We start from the raw sequence: 17,211 nt of genomic DNA on the forward strand, positions 1-17,211 counted from the left end.
TCAAATTAGAAAATTAATCCAAAAATACTTCATCCATTACTCTAAATCGTTATCATTCGCCAGAGAATGGATTAAAAGATTCATGCCAAAAGTTAAAAAAGTTTAGCGATTAACTATAAATAAAAAATTGTTTTAGTTAATGTTTTTACCATTAAATATAAATATACCCCCAACTTAATCATTATTAATCATTATAATTTGTGAGGGTACTCTTCACAAATAGAGGATAATGTCAACATGGTGGTTTAAAAGACTTAAAATATTGGAAAATCCCACAAAAGCATAAAAAAAGGATTATGAGCTGATTTATCATAACCAGTGTCTTTAAACGTTTAAATAGAGACATTAGGTTGATAGAATACCAGCTCCCAATGAAATAACTGGATAATAGTTCGAAAATTTACGTCTAAAAAACATTGAGGTGAATCAGATGGAGAATAAATTTGCAACCTGTTTGAATTGTATGGATGGTAGAGCTCAACTTCCAGTCATAAACTGGATAAAAGATAACTATAATGTGGATTATGTGGATATGATTACTGATGCAGGGATGGTTGGTGTCTTATCTTCAGAAAAATATGATATTAAACTGCTGAAAAAGTTAAATATATCTGCCAATGAACATGGTTCACAGCTGGTTTTCATTGCCGGGCATCATGACTGTGCAGGTAATCCAGTAAGTGATGATTTACAGAAAAAACAGGTGAACATCTCTGTAAATGTCATTAAAAATTTAGCTCCCCCATTGAAGGTCACTGGGCTATGGCTGGATGAAAATTTTGAGGTATCTGAGTTGATATCCCTTTGAAATTATGCAAATACGTGGGTTAGATTAACAACTGATAATACTAACTTCTTTTTTTTGAGGAATTCATGAGATAGCTTATTTTTCTATTCTTAAAAATCTGGAATTAAAAGCCACTATAATGGTACTTGCTGACATTAATATGGCTCCTGCTGCCGGAGTTAATAGAATTCCATATGCATAAAGTATGCCTGCTGCAATTGGGAGTGCAAAAACGTTGTACCCGGTTCCCCATGCCAGGTTTTCCACCATTTTTCTATATGTTGATTTTGAAAGCTTTACAATGTATACTGCATCAAGTGGATTGCTTCTTACAAGGATGATGTCTCCAGCTTCAATAGCAACATCTGTACCTGCACCAATTGCAATGCCCACATCAGCCTGAGCAAGTGCAGGGGCATCATTGATACCATCCCCAGTCATAGCAACAGTTAAACCTTTAGACTGGATTTCTCGAACTTTTTCTACCTTTTCATATGGTAAAACCTCTGCATAATATTTATCAAGTCCAATTTCCTTTGCCACCCATTCTGCTACTTCATATCTATCTCCTGTAATCATTATGCATTGAATTCCCATGTCTTTAAGTTTTTTCACAGCTTCTTTGGATTCTGGCCTTATGATATCTGCAAGGGCAATTACACCTTTAAGTTCATTGTCAATAATTACAAAAACAATTGTTTTTCCCTGTAAAGAGAGCTTTTCGACTCTTTTATCACTAAATGAAATTCCAAGTTCTCTTAAATATCCAGGACTTACAACTTCAACTTTTTTTCCATGAACTTTACCCTGAACACCTTTTCCAGGAGTTGATTTAAAATCTTCAACATCAAACGTCTCTTTTGCGGATTTTACTACTCCTTTTGCGATTGGATGCTCAGAATAGGATTCAAGTGAGGCTGCATATTTTAAAATTTCATTCTCACCATATTCCTGGCTTAAAGGGATAATATCGGTTACTCCAAATTTTCCTTCTGTAAGTGTACCTGTTTTATCAAATATTATGGCATCAATATCTCGTGATCTTTCGAATTGAGCACGATTTCTTATTAAAAGTCCATTTCGTGCCGATAAAGTTGTGGATACAGCAACAACCAGGGGAACAGCAAGTCCAAGTGCATGTGGACAGGCAATAACCATTACAGTTACAGCTCGCTCAAGAGCAAATTCAAATCCAAATGCTGTAAGTCCTAACCATGCTATAAGTGTTAGAAATCCTCCAGTGAGGGCTATTACAGTAAGTCCCATTGCAAAACGATCCGCCAGGTTTTGTGTACGTGATTTACTTGTCTGTGCTTCTTCAACAAGACTTATAACCTGTGAAAGGAATGAGTCCTTCCCCATTTTTTTAATTTCTACAGTAATGGACCCATCTCCATTTATGGACCCTCCAATAACTTCCGCGCCACTTTCTTTAAAAACAGGTTCAGATTCTCCTGTAAGCATTGATTCATCAATAGAGGTGCTTCCACTTATAATTTCACCATCTACAGGAACTTTTTCGCCGGGTTTAATAATCACACGATCTTCAACGGTTAACTTATCTAATGGAACGTCCATTGTGCTTCCATCAGGCATTATTTTATGGGCACTTGATGGTAGGAGCCTTACAAGCTCTTCAAGCGCCTTTGAAGCTCCCATTACAGATCTCATTTCAAGCAAATGGCCTATAAGCATAATACTAATTAATGTTGCAAGTTCCCAGAAAAATAATTCACCAGCAAGCCCAAAAACCACCGCACTGCTGTAAAGATACGCACTTGTAATAGCAACAGAAATTAGAGTGTCCATTCCAGGAGCTTTATCTTTAATCTGGCTAAAGAACCCCTTAAAAAATGGATATCCTCCATAAAAATAAATAATTGAAGCTAAAATAAAAAGAACGTATAAATCACCCGGAAAACGAAGAACTTCACCTAATCCTACCAATTCTTGAATTGTGGGTGATAAAATAAGAACAGGTATGGTTATGATTACAGATATTATAAATCTCTTCTTTAAATCTTCAATCATACCTGCATGAACGTGTTCGCCTTCCATTTTATGTTCTTCAGTTAATTCTTCGCCGCATACAACACATTTACCCGTTTCTTCATGTCCTTCATGATTCATATGTCCTGTTTCATGCTTAGAATCATCATGACTGATTTTAATTCCCCCAGATATCTGAAAATTTTAATATTATATTATATGTGTCTATCGTTATAAAATTTTAGGGGGAAGTCGGTTCTTATGATTTATTCGTAGTCCTGAGTGTTGTTCTGGTATAGTTGCGTGTAGTAATCTTTGGTACTTGTATTGACTTCCATATAGTGTTTGTTTAGTAAACCCTGATTGTAGTAGTCCTGCAATTTTGAGGCATGCTGCAGTTCAAAATTCCTGTATGGATTGTTGAAATAAGGGTAAATCATTCCTGAAATCATGTACACATATGCAGGGATTATTCCATATTCTTTTGTTAATATCTGGAAATATAAAGGGAATCCATCTCCCGGCTCCAGAATAGGGTTACCTATTCGAGCGTTCCCATGATAGGCCATTGGTACTGGACCTTGCTGGCCTTGTTTTTGTGCAAGTTCATTGACGTGTTCCATCATTTCCTCATAGGTATCGTAGACTTTACCATCAGACATGTATTTGTATCTACCCTCTGGAACCCCAAATAAAGCCACTTTAAGCGAGTCTAAATAGTTAATATTATCTAAACCTATGGAACCTGCACCTTCAATATCAATATAAGCCACCTGAATTATATACACATCTCCCTCCGGGTAGCTACGGTAATTGGAACCATCATACATATGCAAAATTAACCCCACTTTAGAACCAGTTTTTTCAACCTGCTGTGCAAAAAGTTCTGAATGTGGATGCCCTGGATAAAAGTCAGGGTTTAGAAGTTTAACAAAAGCATTTCTTCCTAAAGGTTCAATAGGTCCGTTTGAAACTGTAATATAAGAGTAACCTGTAATAAGGGCTAAAATAGCCAGTGAAACTAATAACCATCTCATTATAACATCTCATTTTCTCCAGTGAACTTAACAATTGTTATATTTAAATTGAATTTTTCTTTATGAATATATAAATGTTTCTAACTTTCAAAACCCGCTGATTTAAAATATTTTTAACCTTATGAAAAACTCAAAAATTTATATTCAGGGCGCTCTTAGACGATAAATTAAAATCATTTGGTTTGGTAAAACTATAAATACAATCATTCCTTAAAGAAATAAAAGCTTTAAAAGATTCATGTTAATAACAGGTGACTTAATGGATATTAATATATTACAGGCAATCGTTCTTGGGATAGTACAGGGTCTGACTGAGTTTCTGCCAGTTAGCAGTTCTGCACACCTTGTATTCATGCATGAACTTACAGGAGTTGAGCCAAGCTTAGCCTATGACACTATGCTGCACATTGGAACATTAGTAGCAGTGGTGGCTTATTTCTGGAGTGATTTAATAAACATGTTCAAATCATTTTTCTCAAGCCTGATAGATATACCTCGAGGACAGTTTCGTAAAGGCCTCCAGGAAGATCAGTTTAAAAAACTGGCCTGGTTGGTAGTAATAGGTACTATACCTGCTGGAATAGCAGGTATTCTTTTTAAAGATTTTTTTGAAGGTTTATTTAGCAATATTGTTGCTGTAAGCTTCTTTTTAATTATAACCGGTTTTTTACTCTTTGGATCAGAAATGATATCTCGAAGGATCAGCAGCAAAACAGGTTTAAAAGAGATGAACATAAAAAACTCCATCATAGTGGGTATTGCCCAGGCCTGTGCCATTGCTCCAGGCATATCACGTTCTGGAGCCACAATTTCTACAGGATTGTTTTTGGGCCTCGAAAGAGAATTAGCAGCTCGTTACAGCTTTTTACTTTCAATACCGGCCATATTAGGAGCAGCCTTGATACAAACTAAAGATATTGCTTCTATTCTTGATATTAGTACTATGGGAGTTATTTCTGGTTTCATAGCCTCTATTATAAGCGGCTATCTCGCTATTAAATTTATGTTAAAGTTAATAAAAGAAAAAGACCTGCTCCCATTTGCTTACTATTGCTGGATAGTTGGTTTACTGGCAATAATAACAACCTATATATACTAATTTATAACTTTTTTCCATATTCAAGTGTTTTCATCATATAAGATAAGGAAAAATATTTATTTAAATCAAAAAGAGAATAAGCATGGAGATATCTGCTTATTAGATGTATTTAAACAAGTTTTAGATTGACTCGTCTTCATCAAGTACAAGTCTCATGGTGTCTGGATCTTGAGGCATGTGTGCCAGGAAGTCTTCTGCTGCACGTCTTACATCTCTTGAACCGATGATGTACCTTCCAACCACAATGATGTCTGCACCGTTTGAAAGGGCCATGTCCACTCTGTCAGGTGTTATTCCACCTGCAACAGCAACACGTCTTCCTTTACCGAGGATTTTTTTAATCTCCCTGATGTTACCCCATTCAGTAACTTCACCTAATTCTTCTCCTCTTTCTGCAGCCATTGTTTCTAAATCAACATTTCTGTGTAATAATACAATGTCTGGTTTGTATCTTAAGGATTGCAGCTTTTCAACAAAGTTGTCCACATTCATCATATCTAATATGGAGTATATTCCCTGTTTCATGGCCTCATGAATTGCTTTTTCAATGGATTCAACTGTTCCAAGTCCTGAAATTGCAATAGCATCAGCAGTTTCATCTGCAGCCATTTTAACTTCTATTCTTCCAACATCAAGGGTTTTAAGGTCTGCAATTATAAATGCGTCTTTTCTAAGTTCTCTGATTTTGCTTATAACTCCAACACCGAATTTTTTAACAAGAGGGGTTCCAGCTTCAAGCAATAGCCTTTCACGATCTGGAAGGCTGTTTATAATTCTTTCAACTTCATCAAAGTTATCTAAATCAAGTGCAACCTGTAAGTACGGCGGATTCCACAGTCTTACTACTTTAAAGCCCATTATAGGGTGTGCTCCACGGTCTTTTTCAGCTAAAACTTTTTCGGCTGATGGATATCCTTCCATTGCCCTTCTTATTGCCAGTTTGGTTGCCCCATAGTTGTACTGGTAAATTTTACGGTAATCTTCTGCCTCGGGGTGAATAAAAACTGAAACAAGTATAACCATGTCTTCGACCTTATCTTCAGGGATTAACCCTTCTTCAACGGCATCTGCTACAGCTCTACTTACTGCAGTCTGTGCAGGGCCAAATATTTTTTCTGCATCGCATAAATCTCTTACAGTGACTTTAGGTATGATTAATGTCGCTGGTTTTGTAATTAAATTAGGTCTAATGACAGAAAGCAGAGGTGTGTGTCCTATTGAAAGTTGTGTTAAATTATTTACAAATGCCGTACCTGCAGGGCCATTTTTATCCCCAATTACTAAATCAACGTGAGCTACTTCATTTCCGCTTCCTATTAAAGCTTCTCCTATGAGATACATAATCATTATCCTCCGTTTATGGTCTAAACTAATGTATGAATAAAATAGTATAAATATAGAACTCATAACACATTATACTTAAACAACCCATTCCATTTCTCAATAAGCTTATTAACCCGTATCATACTTTTTTGGTCAATTGGCAAAAAAAGAACAGATTTCGGCTTTTTTGATACTATTTCAATTAAAAAGTCATCGAAATGTGATTGAATAAATTTAAAATCACTTATAATTGTAATAGGCTCTCTTTTATACTTTCTTATGAAATTGATTACAGAGCTTATATCGGTACCACCTTTTGCTTTAATTTTACCAAGCTCATCGATAGAAATTTCCTTTGCTGTTGTTGCAAATGCAATTATATTGGTCTTTTTTTTAAAATAATTATGAAGTGTATAAGCAATTATTTTTGCAGAAATCATGTATTCCATCATGCTATTTGATGCATCAACCATAATCCATACAGTATCCCATTTCACTCTTTCCCTTTCAAGCCAACGGTTACGAGACTCAAAAAATATAATTCTTTTTTTATCAGATAGTGAAATATTCTCTCTAAATCTTTTTATAAGTTTTGGCTTTTCTATGCCAAGTCCATTGCCTATAAGTTTTGGAAGTTTTAAACTTTTAAAGCAAAAAACATCATTCTCACAAAAAAGAAGTTCATCGCCCCCCGTTCCCACTGATTTTCCCGCAACGCGTTGAGTCAGTGTTTCTTTTAAAAATTCAGATGCCTTTTCTTCTTTAAGTGAACTTGGAGAATTTTCATGTAAAAGATCGGTATTTTTTGCTATTTCTTCCCATACTTCTTTATCTGACCGTAAAAAAGCTTTATTTAAAACTTCGCTAAGATCCATAATACTTTTTATGAACGCATTAAATGATTTTTGTATGAGATTTTTTGAACCTTCTTTTATAAATTTCTTAGCCTCAATAAATTTATCAAATTCAAGAACAATGTTAAATCTATCGTCTTCTATATCATCTATTGAATGCCTTGAAAAAAGAATAAGTGCTGTTGTAAGATACAAATCTCTTTTCATTTGCATTGGAAGTAAATTTATCAACAAATCATTATGTGGCTTAAATGGAGTTACATCAATGTTTGAATTTATTGTATAATTAGAAATAAGATTTATTGCAAAATGAATAACTTCTTCATCGATAATTTTACCAAGAAAAAAATCTGCATCACTTATTTTTTCAGGGTGCGTTACTTCTCTGTGCGCTGATATTATGTAATCAATGTATCTAAGATGTGCTACTTCGTGTAAAGTTAAAAATTCAGCGAGGTATCGAGGAGATTTTATATATATCTCTGCTCTTTTTGAAGCACTGAATACTTGAATATAAAAAGAAGTGTCTTTCAATTCTGTTTCTGTATAATCAAGCTTTATATTATAATCTTCTATATGCTTATCAATAACTTTACTTAATGCGTTTAGCATTTTTAAATTCCTCTGTGAGAGTTATAGTGGCAGTGCTTATTACTTCTGATTGTTTATCTTCGCTCATATTTGCAATTTTCGCCCTAATCGAATTTTTATAATGTTCTATTACAATTTCATTATTTATCTTGTTTTTAAGTAAATATTCAAGTGCCAAAAGGTCAAGAGTTGAAAGATATGCCCTGGGTCCAAGTGCTACACCAATTTTTCTTAAAATTCGTGTTGTAGATATAAGAGGTATATAATATGGTTTTAAGCTTTGGAATGCTTTTTTATAGTAATAATTTATATGCTGCTTTGCAATTTCAACTTCAACTTCTTCAGCTGGATAATTTACTATAATTCTCGCATTAAATCTATCCAATATGTGTTGTGGAACATCTGTTACTCCCGATATATCATATGGATTCATTGTTGCAATGATATTTGCTTTAAGTGGTTTGGTTAAGGGAGTTTTTGGAAATGATACCTGCCACTCTGCCATGATTTCAGTAAAAGTTATGAGCGTATATTCACTGAATCTATTAAACTCATCTACATAAATAACTCCCGGATATTCATTGCCATGTGCCTTTAAAAGAGGTCCATTAATAATATCTGAAATTCCTTCTTTATATTTTTTTATATCTATATCTCCAATAAGGTCGCTTGGTATCGCATCATGACTTCCTGTAACTCTTACAAATGGAATTGAATTAAGCTCTTTTTGTAATTTAGTAACCATATTTTTTACAGCAAGAGTTTTAGCAGTTCCGGGAGCCCCTTCAATAAGTAGATTAAATCTAATATTAGACCTTATTGATTCTGCAAATAAATTTAAATATCGTTTAAGTTCTTCTTGTCCAATTACAACAAGTTCTAAGTCAATTGTTTTGGTATTATTATCTATCATTTATATTTGAGTATGGAGAATTTCTATTTCAAGTTTTTTATAATTAAATCTCTTGTACAATAGTTATATACATCTTTAGATATACTTATGATATGACACTCAACTATAAAAAGCTATCCCGAAAATGGGACTATAAAGTATAAAGTTATGGGTGTTGAAAAATTCTTCGATTTTTCACAATGAAAATCAGAGATTTTCACATGTTGGTATTAATTTAATGTGTTTTTCTGTCCAGTTTTTCATTTGTTTTTGTAGATGGTTGCTTATTCTGTTTGGTGTTTTGCATTTTCTTTTGAGTTAACTTTACAACTTCCTAAAAAAATAATAATCATGAAAAATAAATACTTATTACAGATAAATTCTTCAGTTAGGGTGAGAAAAATGATAAGATATCTTAAAGAATCCAGTCAGAATGAATTACAGTTTATAGATAAAGGAATTAATCCGGTATATAAGAAAATGCTTGAAATCATAGTGGGCCAATACGATAGGAAAATTAAATACGATAGGAAAATTAAGTATAAATATAATGAATCTGACAAAAGTGCTCTAATCAGTGTGGAATTAAAGCCTTCAGAAATTGATAATGAAGAACTCAAAGAAAAGGAAGTCCAGAGATTTATTGAATGGTACAAAGTAGCCATTAATGAAGTTGTAATAGATAGCTACAGGGAAAAATTAATAAAGTTTTGACCTGAAAACACTACATATTTGCTGGTTTCAAAATATTTGAGGATTTTGAAGGATTTATGGGTCAAAATCTCAAAGCTTTGAAAATCTGCGATTTTGGAGTGAGAAAAATTAATATCCAAGCTTGCCGTTTATATAATCATCGTAACCTTTAAGGTCCAGCATTCCGTGTCCTGAGAAGTTAATTACAATATTTTTCTCTTCACCAGTCTTTTTACACTCCAGTGCTTCATCAATTCCTATTTTTATAGCGTGACAGGTTTCTGGAGCTGGAACTACGCCTTCACATTTGGCAAATGTGGTTCCGCTCTTGAATATGTCATTTTGTTCTACTGAACGAGCTTCTACAATTCCTTCATGCACGAGAAGCGCCACAAGTGGTGCCATTCCGTGGTAACGTAGCCCTCCAGCATGTACAGACGGCGGTATGAAATCGTGTCCAAGTGTGTACATCTTTAAAAGAGGTGTTAAACCGGCAGTGTCACCAAAGTCGTACTTGTACTCACCTTTTGTAAGAGTTGGGCAGGATGAAGGCTCTGCTGCTATGAACTTACAGTTGATTTTCTCGTCAAGCTGGTCTTTAATGAATGGGAAAACAGCTCCACCGAAATTACTTCCTCCACCGACACATCCAACGATTACATCAGGGTCTTCACCAACTATTTTCATCTGCTTTTTGGTTTCAAGACCAATAACAGTTTGATGCAAGAGCACGTGGTTTAAAACACTTCCAAGTGAATAATAAGCTTTTTCATCCTGCAGTGCATCCTCCATAGCTTCAGATATTGCAATTCCAAGAGATCCGGGATGGTTAGGGTCTTCATTCAGCACTTTTTTTCCAAATTCAGTCTTTTCACTTGGAGAAGGTATGACTTCTCCATTGTAGATCTGCATGATGGTTTTTCTGTATGGCTTCTGGTCAAACGAAACTCTAACCATGTAAACAGTGCAATCAAGACCCATCATTGAACATGCAAGTGATAACGCTGTACCCCACTGCCCTGCACCGGTTTCTGTTGTAAGACGTTCTACCCCGTCCTGTTTAGCATAGTATGCCTGTGCAATAGCTGTATTCAGTTTGTGGCTTCCAGTTGGTGAGTAATCTTCTCTCTTGTAATAAATCTTTGCAGGAGTATCTAAGTAATCTTCAAGACCAGTTGCCCTGAACAGTGGGCTTGGCCTTCCAATCATTTTGTAGACCTTTCTTATTTCTTTTGGAATTTCAATCCATCGTTCCTGTGACATTTCCTGCTCTAAAACACCTTTAGAGAATATTTTAGGTAAGTTTTCTATTTGTTTCCCTTCTTCTGTCTGTGAAGGCGCTGGAAGTTCCAATGGCAAGTCTGCCGCTATGTTATACCATTTTTTTGGTATGTCTTTTGAGGGTAGTGTAACTTTATACATTAAATCACCATTTACCTTTTGTTAAGACCATATAACCTGTGACGTTATTAAACCTTTGTTGTACATATTTGTACATTATCCTTGTGATTGATATGAATAGCTTTGAGTTTGAACTGGTTAAACTCAGTAAATGCTTGAAAATACTGGAAAATAGAAACGTTTATCTGAAATGAGAAATAAAATAAGATATGGGAATTTCACCGGGAGAGTGTCTGACCTTGCTAAAATTCTTCTTCAGGAAACTTCAGATACGCTCCAAACGTTAAACGACGTAAATGGAGTATGTTATGAAAAAAATAATTATATTGATTGTAGTAGCACTGATATTCGTGGTAGGTGCTTTTTATATGTTGCTACAACCAGATGTAGATGAACGTGAGCCTGAAATTCATATAAATGAAAAAATAAAACTACCTGAGCCGAGATATGAAAGCAACATCTCAATCGAAGAGACTTTACTTGAGAGAAGATCTATCAGAGAGTATAAAGATATTCCACTAACACTTACTGAGGTCTCCCAGCTCCTCTGGGCTGCACAGGGGATTACTGATCCTGCAGGTTTTAGAACAGCGCCTTCTGCGGGTGCGCTCTATCCGCTTGAGGTATATGTGGTAATTGGCAATGTAGAGGGAGTCACAGAAGGCGTTTATAAATACAACCCTGATGAACGTGAGCTTGTGAAAGTTAAGGAGGGAGATACAAGGAATGAACTGACTGTAGCAGCTCTTGGACAAACCCAGGTTAGAGATGGGAGTATAGTTATTGTCATATCTGCAGTTTATGAAGAGACAACTCAAAGGTACGGTGATAGAGGTATTAGATACGTGTATATGGAAGCAGGGCATGCTGCTCAAAATGTTTATTTACAGGCAGTCTCCCTGAATATGGGCACAGTAGTTATTGGAGCTTTTAGAGATGATGAAGTAAAAAGGATCCTGAACATGCCAGACAGAGAAGATCCATTATACATAATGCCTGTTGGAAGGATATAAATGAGTTATGCAGTAATAAAATCCAGTAAGAGGTTGAAATAGAAAAAACATAGATGGCGAGCACATATGAACAATAAACAATGGTACGAAACATTATTTGAAAATTATGGCAGAAAGTATGACGAAGAAAGCTTCACACAGGGTACTGCTGGCGAATGCGATTTCATAGAAAAAGAAATTAACTATGACAAGTCGCTTAAAATCATAGATATCGGCTGCGGCACCGGCAGGCATTCTATTGAACTAACGAAGAGAGGATATAACATGACAGGAATTGATTTGTCCGAATCACAGCTTAAAAGAGCTAAGAAAAAGGCGAAATCACATAACCTGAAAATCGATTTTCGTAAACTTGATGCCATGAAACTGCCTTTTAAAAAAGAATTCGATGTTGCAATAATGCTTTGCGAAGGCGCTTTCCCTTTGATGGAAACAGATGAGATGAATTTTGAGATTTTGAAAAATGTTACCAGGGCACTAAAAAACAAAGCAAAATTTATTTTTACAACTTTAAACGGATTATTCCCTCTTTATCATTCCATTAATGAATTTCATGCTGCTGATGTTCAGGAAGGCCATACAACCTGCAAAAACACTCATTTCGATTTGATGACATTTCGTGATTATAATATAACCACAGCAGTAGATGATAGCGGGAATGTGAAAGAACTGGAATGTAATGAAAGATATTACGTGCCATGCGAGATTACATGGATATTAAAAACGCTGGGTTATAAAAAAATCGACATCTACGGGGCGAAAATAGGGGAGTTTTCAAGAAATGACAAACTCACAACCAAGGATTTTGAGATGCTCGTCATAGCTGAAAAACAATAGCACAGAGGTAGAAAAAAATTATGAACAAAAAAATTCTCTGGATAATCGCAGCGATGATCATTCTAATCAGCGCCGGTGCATATCTTGCTTTTGCCTCGAACCAGCAAAAATTATCACCACCACAGACACCTCCCTCTTCAGAGCCAATTACAGTCTCCGGCGAGATTACCTGCCTGCCCAAAAAGGGACCAGGCCCTCACACTATGGAATGCGCCATTGGTATCAAAGGGGATGACGGTAAGTACTATGGATTGAAGAATCTTTTTGAACACGATAAAAAATATAAATTTTATAGTACTGGTATACGCGTGGAGGTCTCCGGGACGCTCAATTATGAAGAAATGCTGGGACCAGGTGGCGTCCCATACGATGTCGCTGGAGTCATCGAGATTACATCAATACGAGAGAGATAGAAAGGGGTTGATGAAAGTTACCAGAAGCATTTTTGTTGAAATGAGATTATGAACACTGGAAGTATGATTACAATTATAGGGAAGGAAAAAGAAGAAGTTTAAGAAAATGATTTTTATGAAACCTTTTAGTGTTATTAAAGCGCCACTAGTCTCGGAAGAGTTTTTTTCTGGCGTTAGTTTGATGGGAGATTCTTTAATAAATGCTGGACTAGCAGAACAGCTGGGTATTAAATCTATTACGCAGCTACCAGTACTTGATTGTGAGCATCAGCGAGATCCGGAAACAAAAATCATAAACCCGCGCCAAGTCCATGATTACTCAATACAGATAGCCAATGCCGTAGAAAAAGACTGCGCTACTGGCTATTTCCCACTTTTATTAGGGGGCGATTGCACCATTCTCATTGGTGCCATGCTGGCAATGAAACGAAAGGGAAATTGCGGCTTATTTTTTATTGATGGGCACGCTGATTTTTATGAGCCTGGTGTTTCGCCATCAGGCGAGGCAGCAGATATGGAGCTGGGATTTGTTGTGGGTCGTGGGCCAGATATCGTCACCAACATCGAAAATAGAAAACCATTAGTAGAAGAAACAAATACTGTTCTTTTTGGTTTCCGTGATGAAGAACATATCAAAAAAGCAGGTGGCCAGGACGTGCGTAAGACAAAGATTCATTGTGTCTCCTTAGAAGAAACACGATGGAATGGCTTTAGTAATACCGTTGAAGCTGGCATACAGAGATTAAACTCGGTAGAGCAGTTTTGGATCCATGTGGATGTTGATGTGCTTGATGATGCTGTCATGCCCGCAGTTGATTATCGGATGCCAGAGGGCTTAAGTGTCGGTGAGTTGGTTACTACAATGCAGCGTCTTATCAAGACTGGAAGAGCGGCTGGCATAAGCATCAGTATATTTAATCCTACCCTTGACTGGGATGGTTCTCTTGCAAAAAAATTAGTCGCCATTATGGCAAAAGGCTTGCAGAATGTTTAACAATCGCGTATTTGTCATACCTGCAAAAAACCAAAAAATAATATGATAATTCAAGATCTGCTTTTTTATAGAAGAATGGGTAAAGGACATCCTCTTATACTTATCCACGGAGCTATGGTGAACGGCTCAATGTTTTTATTAAAATCGGTTGCAGAGGAATTGTCTAAAAATTATGATGTTATTATTCCTGATCTGCGTGGACACGGCGGAAGCAAAAATATGCCGGGCCCCTACACAACAGTACAGCATGCAGAAGATGTAAAAAATCTACTGGATGCCCTCAAAATCAAAAACACTTATGTTTTAGGATCTTCGTATGGGGGTGTGGTCGCCCAACAGATAACATACATGTATCCGTCGGTAGTAAGTAAGCTAATTCTCGATGGCACAATCTCATATAATAGAATTACTTTACGGGAGAAAATTGAGGCAATTATTACTTTATTCCTTCTGCAACTTTTAGGGGTCAGAAGACTTATGCATCTTGTAAAATATAGCCCTGAGCCTGGATTTAAAGATGATCCAGCACTGAAAGAAGAAATGCAAAAAATGTTTGCAGATAGTGATACAAAAGCAGCCGCAGCAGTGCTTAAAGAAGTATTTACTTTTGACAGCCGGTCGTGGGTGCACAATATTTCCTGCCCAACTCTCATTATTGGCGGATTACGTAGTATGGCAGTACCAGTACATCATGCCTATTTTTTGCATGATAAAATCAAGAGTTCTCGACTAGAAATATTCGAGGATGCCGGTCATGCGCTGATTTGGACACATAGTGAAAGGTTTGTCAGCGTGGTAAAGAATTTTTTGGGATAGCTACTTATGAAACAAAAAGTACCAGAAAATATTAGATTGAGTCGAAAGGAAAACATTGATGAGAAAACAAGAGAGGAAAATGAAATGACTCCATTGCTTTTAAGCCGACAGCGTATAACACGGTCTATGCGCTTCGCTTCGCTCACCCAAGTTGCTTATTTCGTGGGCAACACCAATACACTGAAAATGTTATATTCAATAGCTATTTAGGAGGACGAAATGTTTAAGGATAATTTAATTTGGAAAGAAGTTCAGAAATACTTGCCAGAACATAATAGAATATCAGATGAAGTAACACCGTCTGAAAAAACTGTAGATTTCAGCGATATTAAAATTAGATACGATGAATATGTTCCTGTAAAAAGCTTTAAAAAAACCGTTGTAATTTTTCATGGCGTTGGCGGAAATGGCAGACTCCTGTCTTTTATAGCTGTCCCATTAGTTAAAGCTGGATTCAAAGTAATCTGCCCAGATTTACCGTGAAGATTCCTGTGAAAATGGTTGCTAATATGAATGCTATAGTAAATAATAGAAATCTACTCAAATTATTATTGAAAGATAAAGCTGGTTCTGGTAGTTCTGTTTCAATACAATTTTTATTATCAATGATGAATTACATTCCAATAATTGAGCCGGAAGAATTCACTGTTTGTCCTGTTTTATTGGCACATCCAGAAGATGACAAATGGACTCCAGTAGAGATTAGTAAAATTTTTTTTGACAATATTAAGGCAGCAAAAAAGCTAATTATTCTAGAAAAATCTGGACATTTTCCAATCGAAACACCAGGTTTACAACAACTTGAATCAGGATGTATTGAATTTATAAATAACGGAATTAATTAAACCTAAATCCCCTAAAATGGCACAGGAGGCTTAGATAATGATTACGATAAAAAAACTAGATAAATCAGATGAATCTTTAAATCAGTAAAGCAGATAAACTGGTATCGAAGGTATTTCCATTTAGAAATTTATCAGAACGCTTGACTTTTTGGGCATTTAAGCACCAGAATATTATCTGGTAAAACTAATTATTAACTTCTTTGGAGTTTCTTCTCTTTCGGAATTTTGGGTTGCTATAGATGAAAATAAAAATGTTTATGGGACTACTGGTACTTCAAATAGTCCTAATGAAAAAGTAGCGCAAAATCTTTATGAAAAATATGGTTTTAAAGTGATAAAAAAGGAGAAAAAACTATTATACACAAAAATATACAGGGAGCTTGAGTTATGAATCTCCTGTTCATCGCACAACAGAGCATAGGCGCTCCGGTGCTTCGCGCCTCTGGGCTTTGCCACATTTTTGGCTTATCTGAGCTCCGCCAAAAACGGCACATGGCAACTGAAAGTTAGGTGAAATGCCCGATAGGAGTAAAAAATATGTTAGCTTTCCAAATCTTGATTAACAACTGGGAGTTGGTATTAGCTCTAACAGTTGCATTTTTAGCTGGTGCTGTGGCTGGGCTAATGTTTTTAGCTATTAATAAAGCTAAAGCACTGGAATTCGGTGTAAAACTTGATAAACTTAGAAGACCAGTTGTAAAAATCCTTTTTAAAATCTTGGAGAAACCTCAAGGTGCTCTTAAAGCTGTTTTGTTCATTTTTGTTTTAAACTTGCTTGGAGGAGCAGTTTTGTGGGCTACAGTTAGTGGACTTTTAATCGTCCCCCCATTTCTGTGGTTGGCATTGTTAGGTCTTTTTGTAGTTTTAGTTGTGGCAAAAGAGCCGCAAAGACTGCTTATTGCTATTCCAGTGGTTCCCTTTGAAATAGGTGCATTCATAATTGCAGCTACTGGAGGGGTAAACATAGGGATAAATTTATTCTTTGGTGGAGACATAGTATTAGCAATAATGGAGTGGCTAACTCTATTTTACACTCTGGTTATTCCCTTACAGTTCATCGCAGCGTTTCTTGAGGGAATTTTAGCACATCGAGTCTACATAGTGCAGCGAAAACCATTGCCAGAGTGGTTGTCAGAGAATTAATACTTCTGCGACTTCTTTTTATCGCAAAACGTTAAGCAACATGCTTGCTATGGGGGTAAAATGGATCAAAAAATTGTTGTTCGAAAAATTCAGCCTGGTGAAGATGAAGCAGTCTGGAAAGTCGCTAAAACACTGAGTATATTCGAGCGGTATTATTTCTATTATCTCACTTACAAACCATCTAAAAGCGATGCTCTGGTTGCTGTTGACGGGAAGAGAATTGTAGGATGTGTTATTCCAGGGATTTCCATCCTCGCTGGAGAAAATATAGGTAGTGTGGATGGGATTTTTGTCGACCGTAATGTTCAAGGCAGAGGGATCGGCAAAATGCTGCTGGATGCAGCTCTCTCCCATTTCCAGGAGGCAAAATGTAAAACGCTCTATTATATAGTAGACCGCTTCAATTCATCGTCGTGGAATATGGCTTTGCACAGGGGTTTTATCCCATTCGAATTCAATGAACAATTCAGAGTGTTTGGCTGGA

18 protein-coding genes are annotated in these 17,211 nt (G+C 36.1%); 12 read left to right on the forward strand and 6 right to left on the reverse strand.

What is annotated here, in order from left to right:
• Positions 1-430 precede the first annotated feature (430 nt).
• The gene (locus PQ963_10360) at positions 431-808 is read left to right on the forward strand and encodes a hypothetical protein (GenBank protein MEN4030061.1); all 378 of its coding nucleotides are present in this window, start codon (positions 431-433) and stop codon (positions 806-808) included.
• Between the two features lie 75 nt (positions 809-883).
• Here PQ963_10360 and PQ963_10365 read toward each other — a convergent pair whose 3' ends face one another.
• Together PQ963_10365 and PQ963_10370 are read right to left on the reverse strand one after the other, a co-directional pair.
• Entirely contained in the window at positions 884-2,917 is a 2,034-nt protein-coding gene (locus PQ963_10365; protein MEN4030062.1) for a copper-translocating P-type ATPase, read from the reverse strand.
• A gap of 125 nt (positions 2,918-3,042) precedes the next feature.
• Positions 3,043-3,813, reverse strand: coding sequence for a hypothetical protein (locus PQ963_10370; GenBank protein MEN4030063.1), 771 nt, complete (start codon positions 3,811-3,813; stop codon positions 3,043-3,045).
• Between the two features lie 265 nt (positions 3,814-4,078).
• On the opposite strand from PQ963_10370, the gene uppP reads away from it, so the two are divergent.
• The gene (gene uppP / locus PQ963_10375; GenBank protein ID MEN4030064.1) at positions 4,079-4,912 is read left to right on the forward strand and encodes an undecaprenyl-diphosphatase UppP; all 834 of its coding nucleotides are present in this window, start codon (positions 4,079-4,081) and stop codon (positions 4,910-4,912) included.
• 120 nt (positions 4,913-5,032) lie between these two features.
• On the opposite strand, the gene PQ963_10380 is transcribed toward uppP, so the two are convergent.
• The 3 genes from PQ963_10380 to PQ963_10390 form a co-directional block, all read right to left on the reverse strand.
• Positions 5,033-6,253, reverse strand: coding sequence for a bifunctional 5,6,7,8-tetrahydromethanopterin hydro-lyase/3-hexulose-6-phosphate synthase (locus PQ963_10380; protein MEN4030065.1), 1,221 nt, complete (start codon positions 6,251-6,253; stop codon positions 5,033-5,035).
• A 62-nt stretch (positions 6,254-6,315) separates the two neighbouring features.
• Positions 6,316-7,701 (reverse strand): hypothetical protein, encoded by a 1,386-nt coding sequence (locus PQ963_10385; protein ID MEN4030066.1) that lies wholly within the window; start codon positions 7,699-7,701, stop codon positions 6,316-6,318.
• Positions 7,682-8,593 (reverse strand): MoxR family ATPase, encoded by a 912-nt coding sequence (locus PQ963_10390; GenBank protein MEN4030067.1) that lies wholly within the window; start codon positions 8,591-8,593, stop codon positions 7,682-7,684. The genes PQ963_10385 and PQ963_10390 overlap by 20 nt, the downstream gene beginning before the upstream one ends.
• Before the next feature lie 381 nt (positions 8,594-8,974).
• On the opposite strand from PQ963_10390, the gene PQ963_10395 reads away from it, so the two are divergent.
• Positions 8,975-9,286 carry a hypothetical protein gene (locus PQ963_10395; protein ID MEN4030068.1) on the forward strand — a complete coding sequence of 104 codons (312 nt, stop codon included), beginning with the start codon at positions 8,975-8,977 and terminating at the stop codon, positions 9,284-9,286.
• Positions 9,287-9,394: 108 nt separating this feature from the next.
• Here PQ963_10395 and PQ963_10400 read toward each other — a convergent pair whose 3' ends face one another.
• Positions 9,395-10,687, reverse strand: a complete 1,293-nt coding sequence (locus tag PQ963_10400; protein MEN4030069.1) for a TrpB-like pyridoxal phosphate-dependent enzyme — start codon at positions 10,685-10,687, stop codon at positions 9,395-9,397.
• 287 nt (positions 10,688-10,974) lie between these two features.
• On the opposite strand from PQ963_10400, the gene PQ963_10405 reads away from it, so the two are divergent.
• From PQ963_10405 to PQ963_10445, 9 genes are all read left to right on the forward strand, one after another.
• Entirely contained in the window at positions 10,975-11,679 is a 705-nt protein-coding gene (locus tag PQ963_10405; GenBank protein MEN4030070.1) for a SagB/ThcOx family dehydrogenase, read from the forward strand.
• Positions 11,680-11,745: 66 nt separating this feature from the next.
• Positions 11,746-12,516 (forward strand): class I SAM-dependent methyltransferase, encoded by a 771-nt coding sequence (locus PQ963_10410; GenBank protein MEN4030071.1) that lies wholly within the window; start codon positions 11,746-11,748, stop codon positions 12,514-12,516.
• A 20-nt stretch (positions 12,517-12,536) separates the two neighbouring features.
• Positions 12,537-12,929: a hypothetical protein gene (locus PQ963_10415; GenBank protein MEN4030072.1), complete on the forward strand. Its 393-nt coding sequence runs from the start codon at positions 12,537-12,539 to the stop codon at positions 12,927-12,929.
• Positions 12,930-13,035: 106 nt separating this feature from the next.
• Complete coding sequence (locus tag PQ963_10420) at positions 13,036-13,923, forward strand: arginase family protein (protein ID MEN4030073.1); 888 nt, start codon at positions 13,036-13,038, stop codon at positions 13,921-13,923.
• A 75-nt stretch (positions 13,924-13,998) separates the two neighbouring features.
• Complete coding sequence (locus PQ963_10425; GenBank protein MEN4030074.1) at positions 13,999-14,739, forward strand: alpha/beta hydrolase; 741 nt, start codon at positions 13,999-14,001, stop codon at positions 14,737-14,739.
• Between the two features lie 219 nt (positions 14,740-14,958).
• A complete protein-coding gene (locus tag PQ963_10430; protein MEN4030075.1) occupies positions 14,959-15,222 on the forward strand; it encodes a hypothetical protein in 264 nt (87 codons plus the stop codon).
• Between the two features lie 8 nt (positions 15,223-15,230).
• Positions 15,231-15,584 carry an alpha/beta hydrolase gene (locus PQ963_10435; protein MEN4030076.1) on the forward strand — a complete coding sequence of 118 codons (354 nt, stop codon included), beginning with the start codon at positions 15,231-15,233 and terminating at the stop codon, positions 15,582-15,584.
• A gap of 537 nt (positions 15,585-16,121) precedes the next feature.
• Positions 16,122-16,727 (forward strand): hypothetical protein, encoded by a 606-nt coding sequence (locus PQ963_10440; protein ID MEN4030077.1) that lies wholly within the window; start codon positions 16,122-16,124, stop codon positions 16,725-16,727.
• A gap of 60 nt (positions 16,728-16,787) precedes the next feature.
• A partial coding sequence (locus PQ963_10445; GenBank protein MEN4030078.1) for a GNAT family N-acetyltransferase occupies positions 16,788-17,211 on the forward strand: 424 nt, incomplete at its 3' end.

It is taken from the genome of Methanobacterium sp. (genome assembly GCA_039666455.1).
Taxonomy (GTDB): domain Archaea; phylum Methanobacteriota; class Methanobacteria; order Methanobacteriales; family Methanobacteriaceae; genus Methanobacterium_D.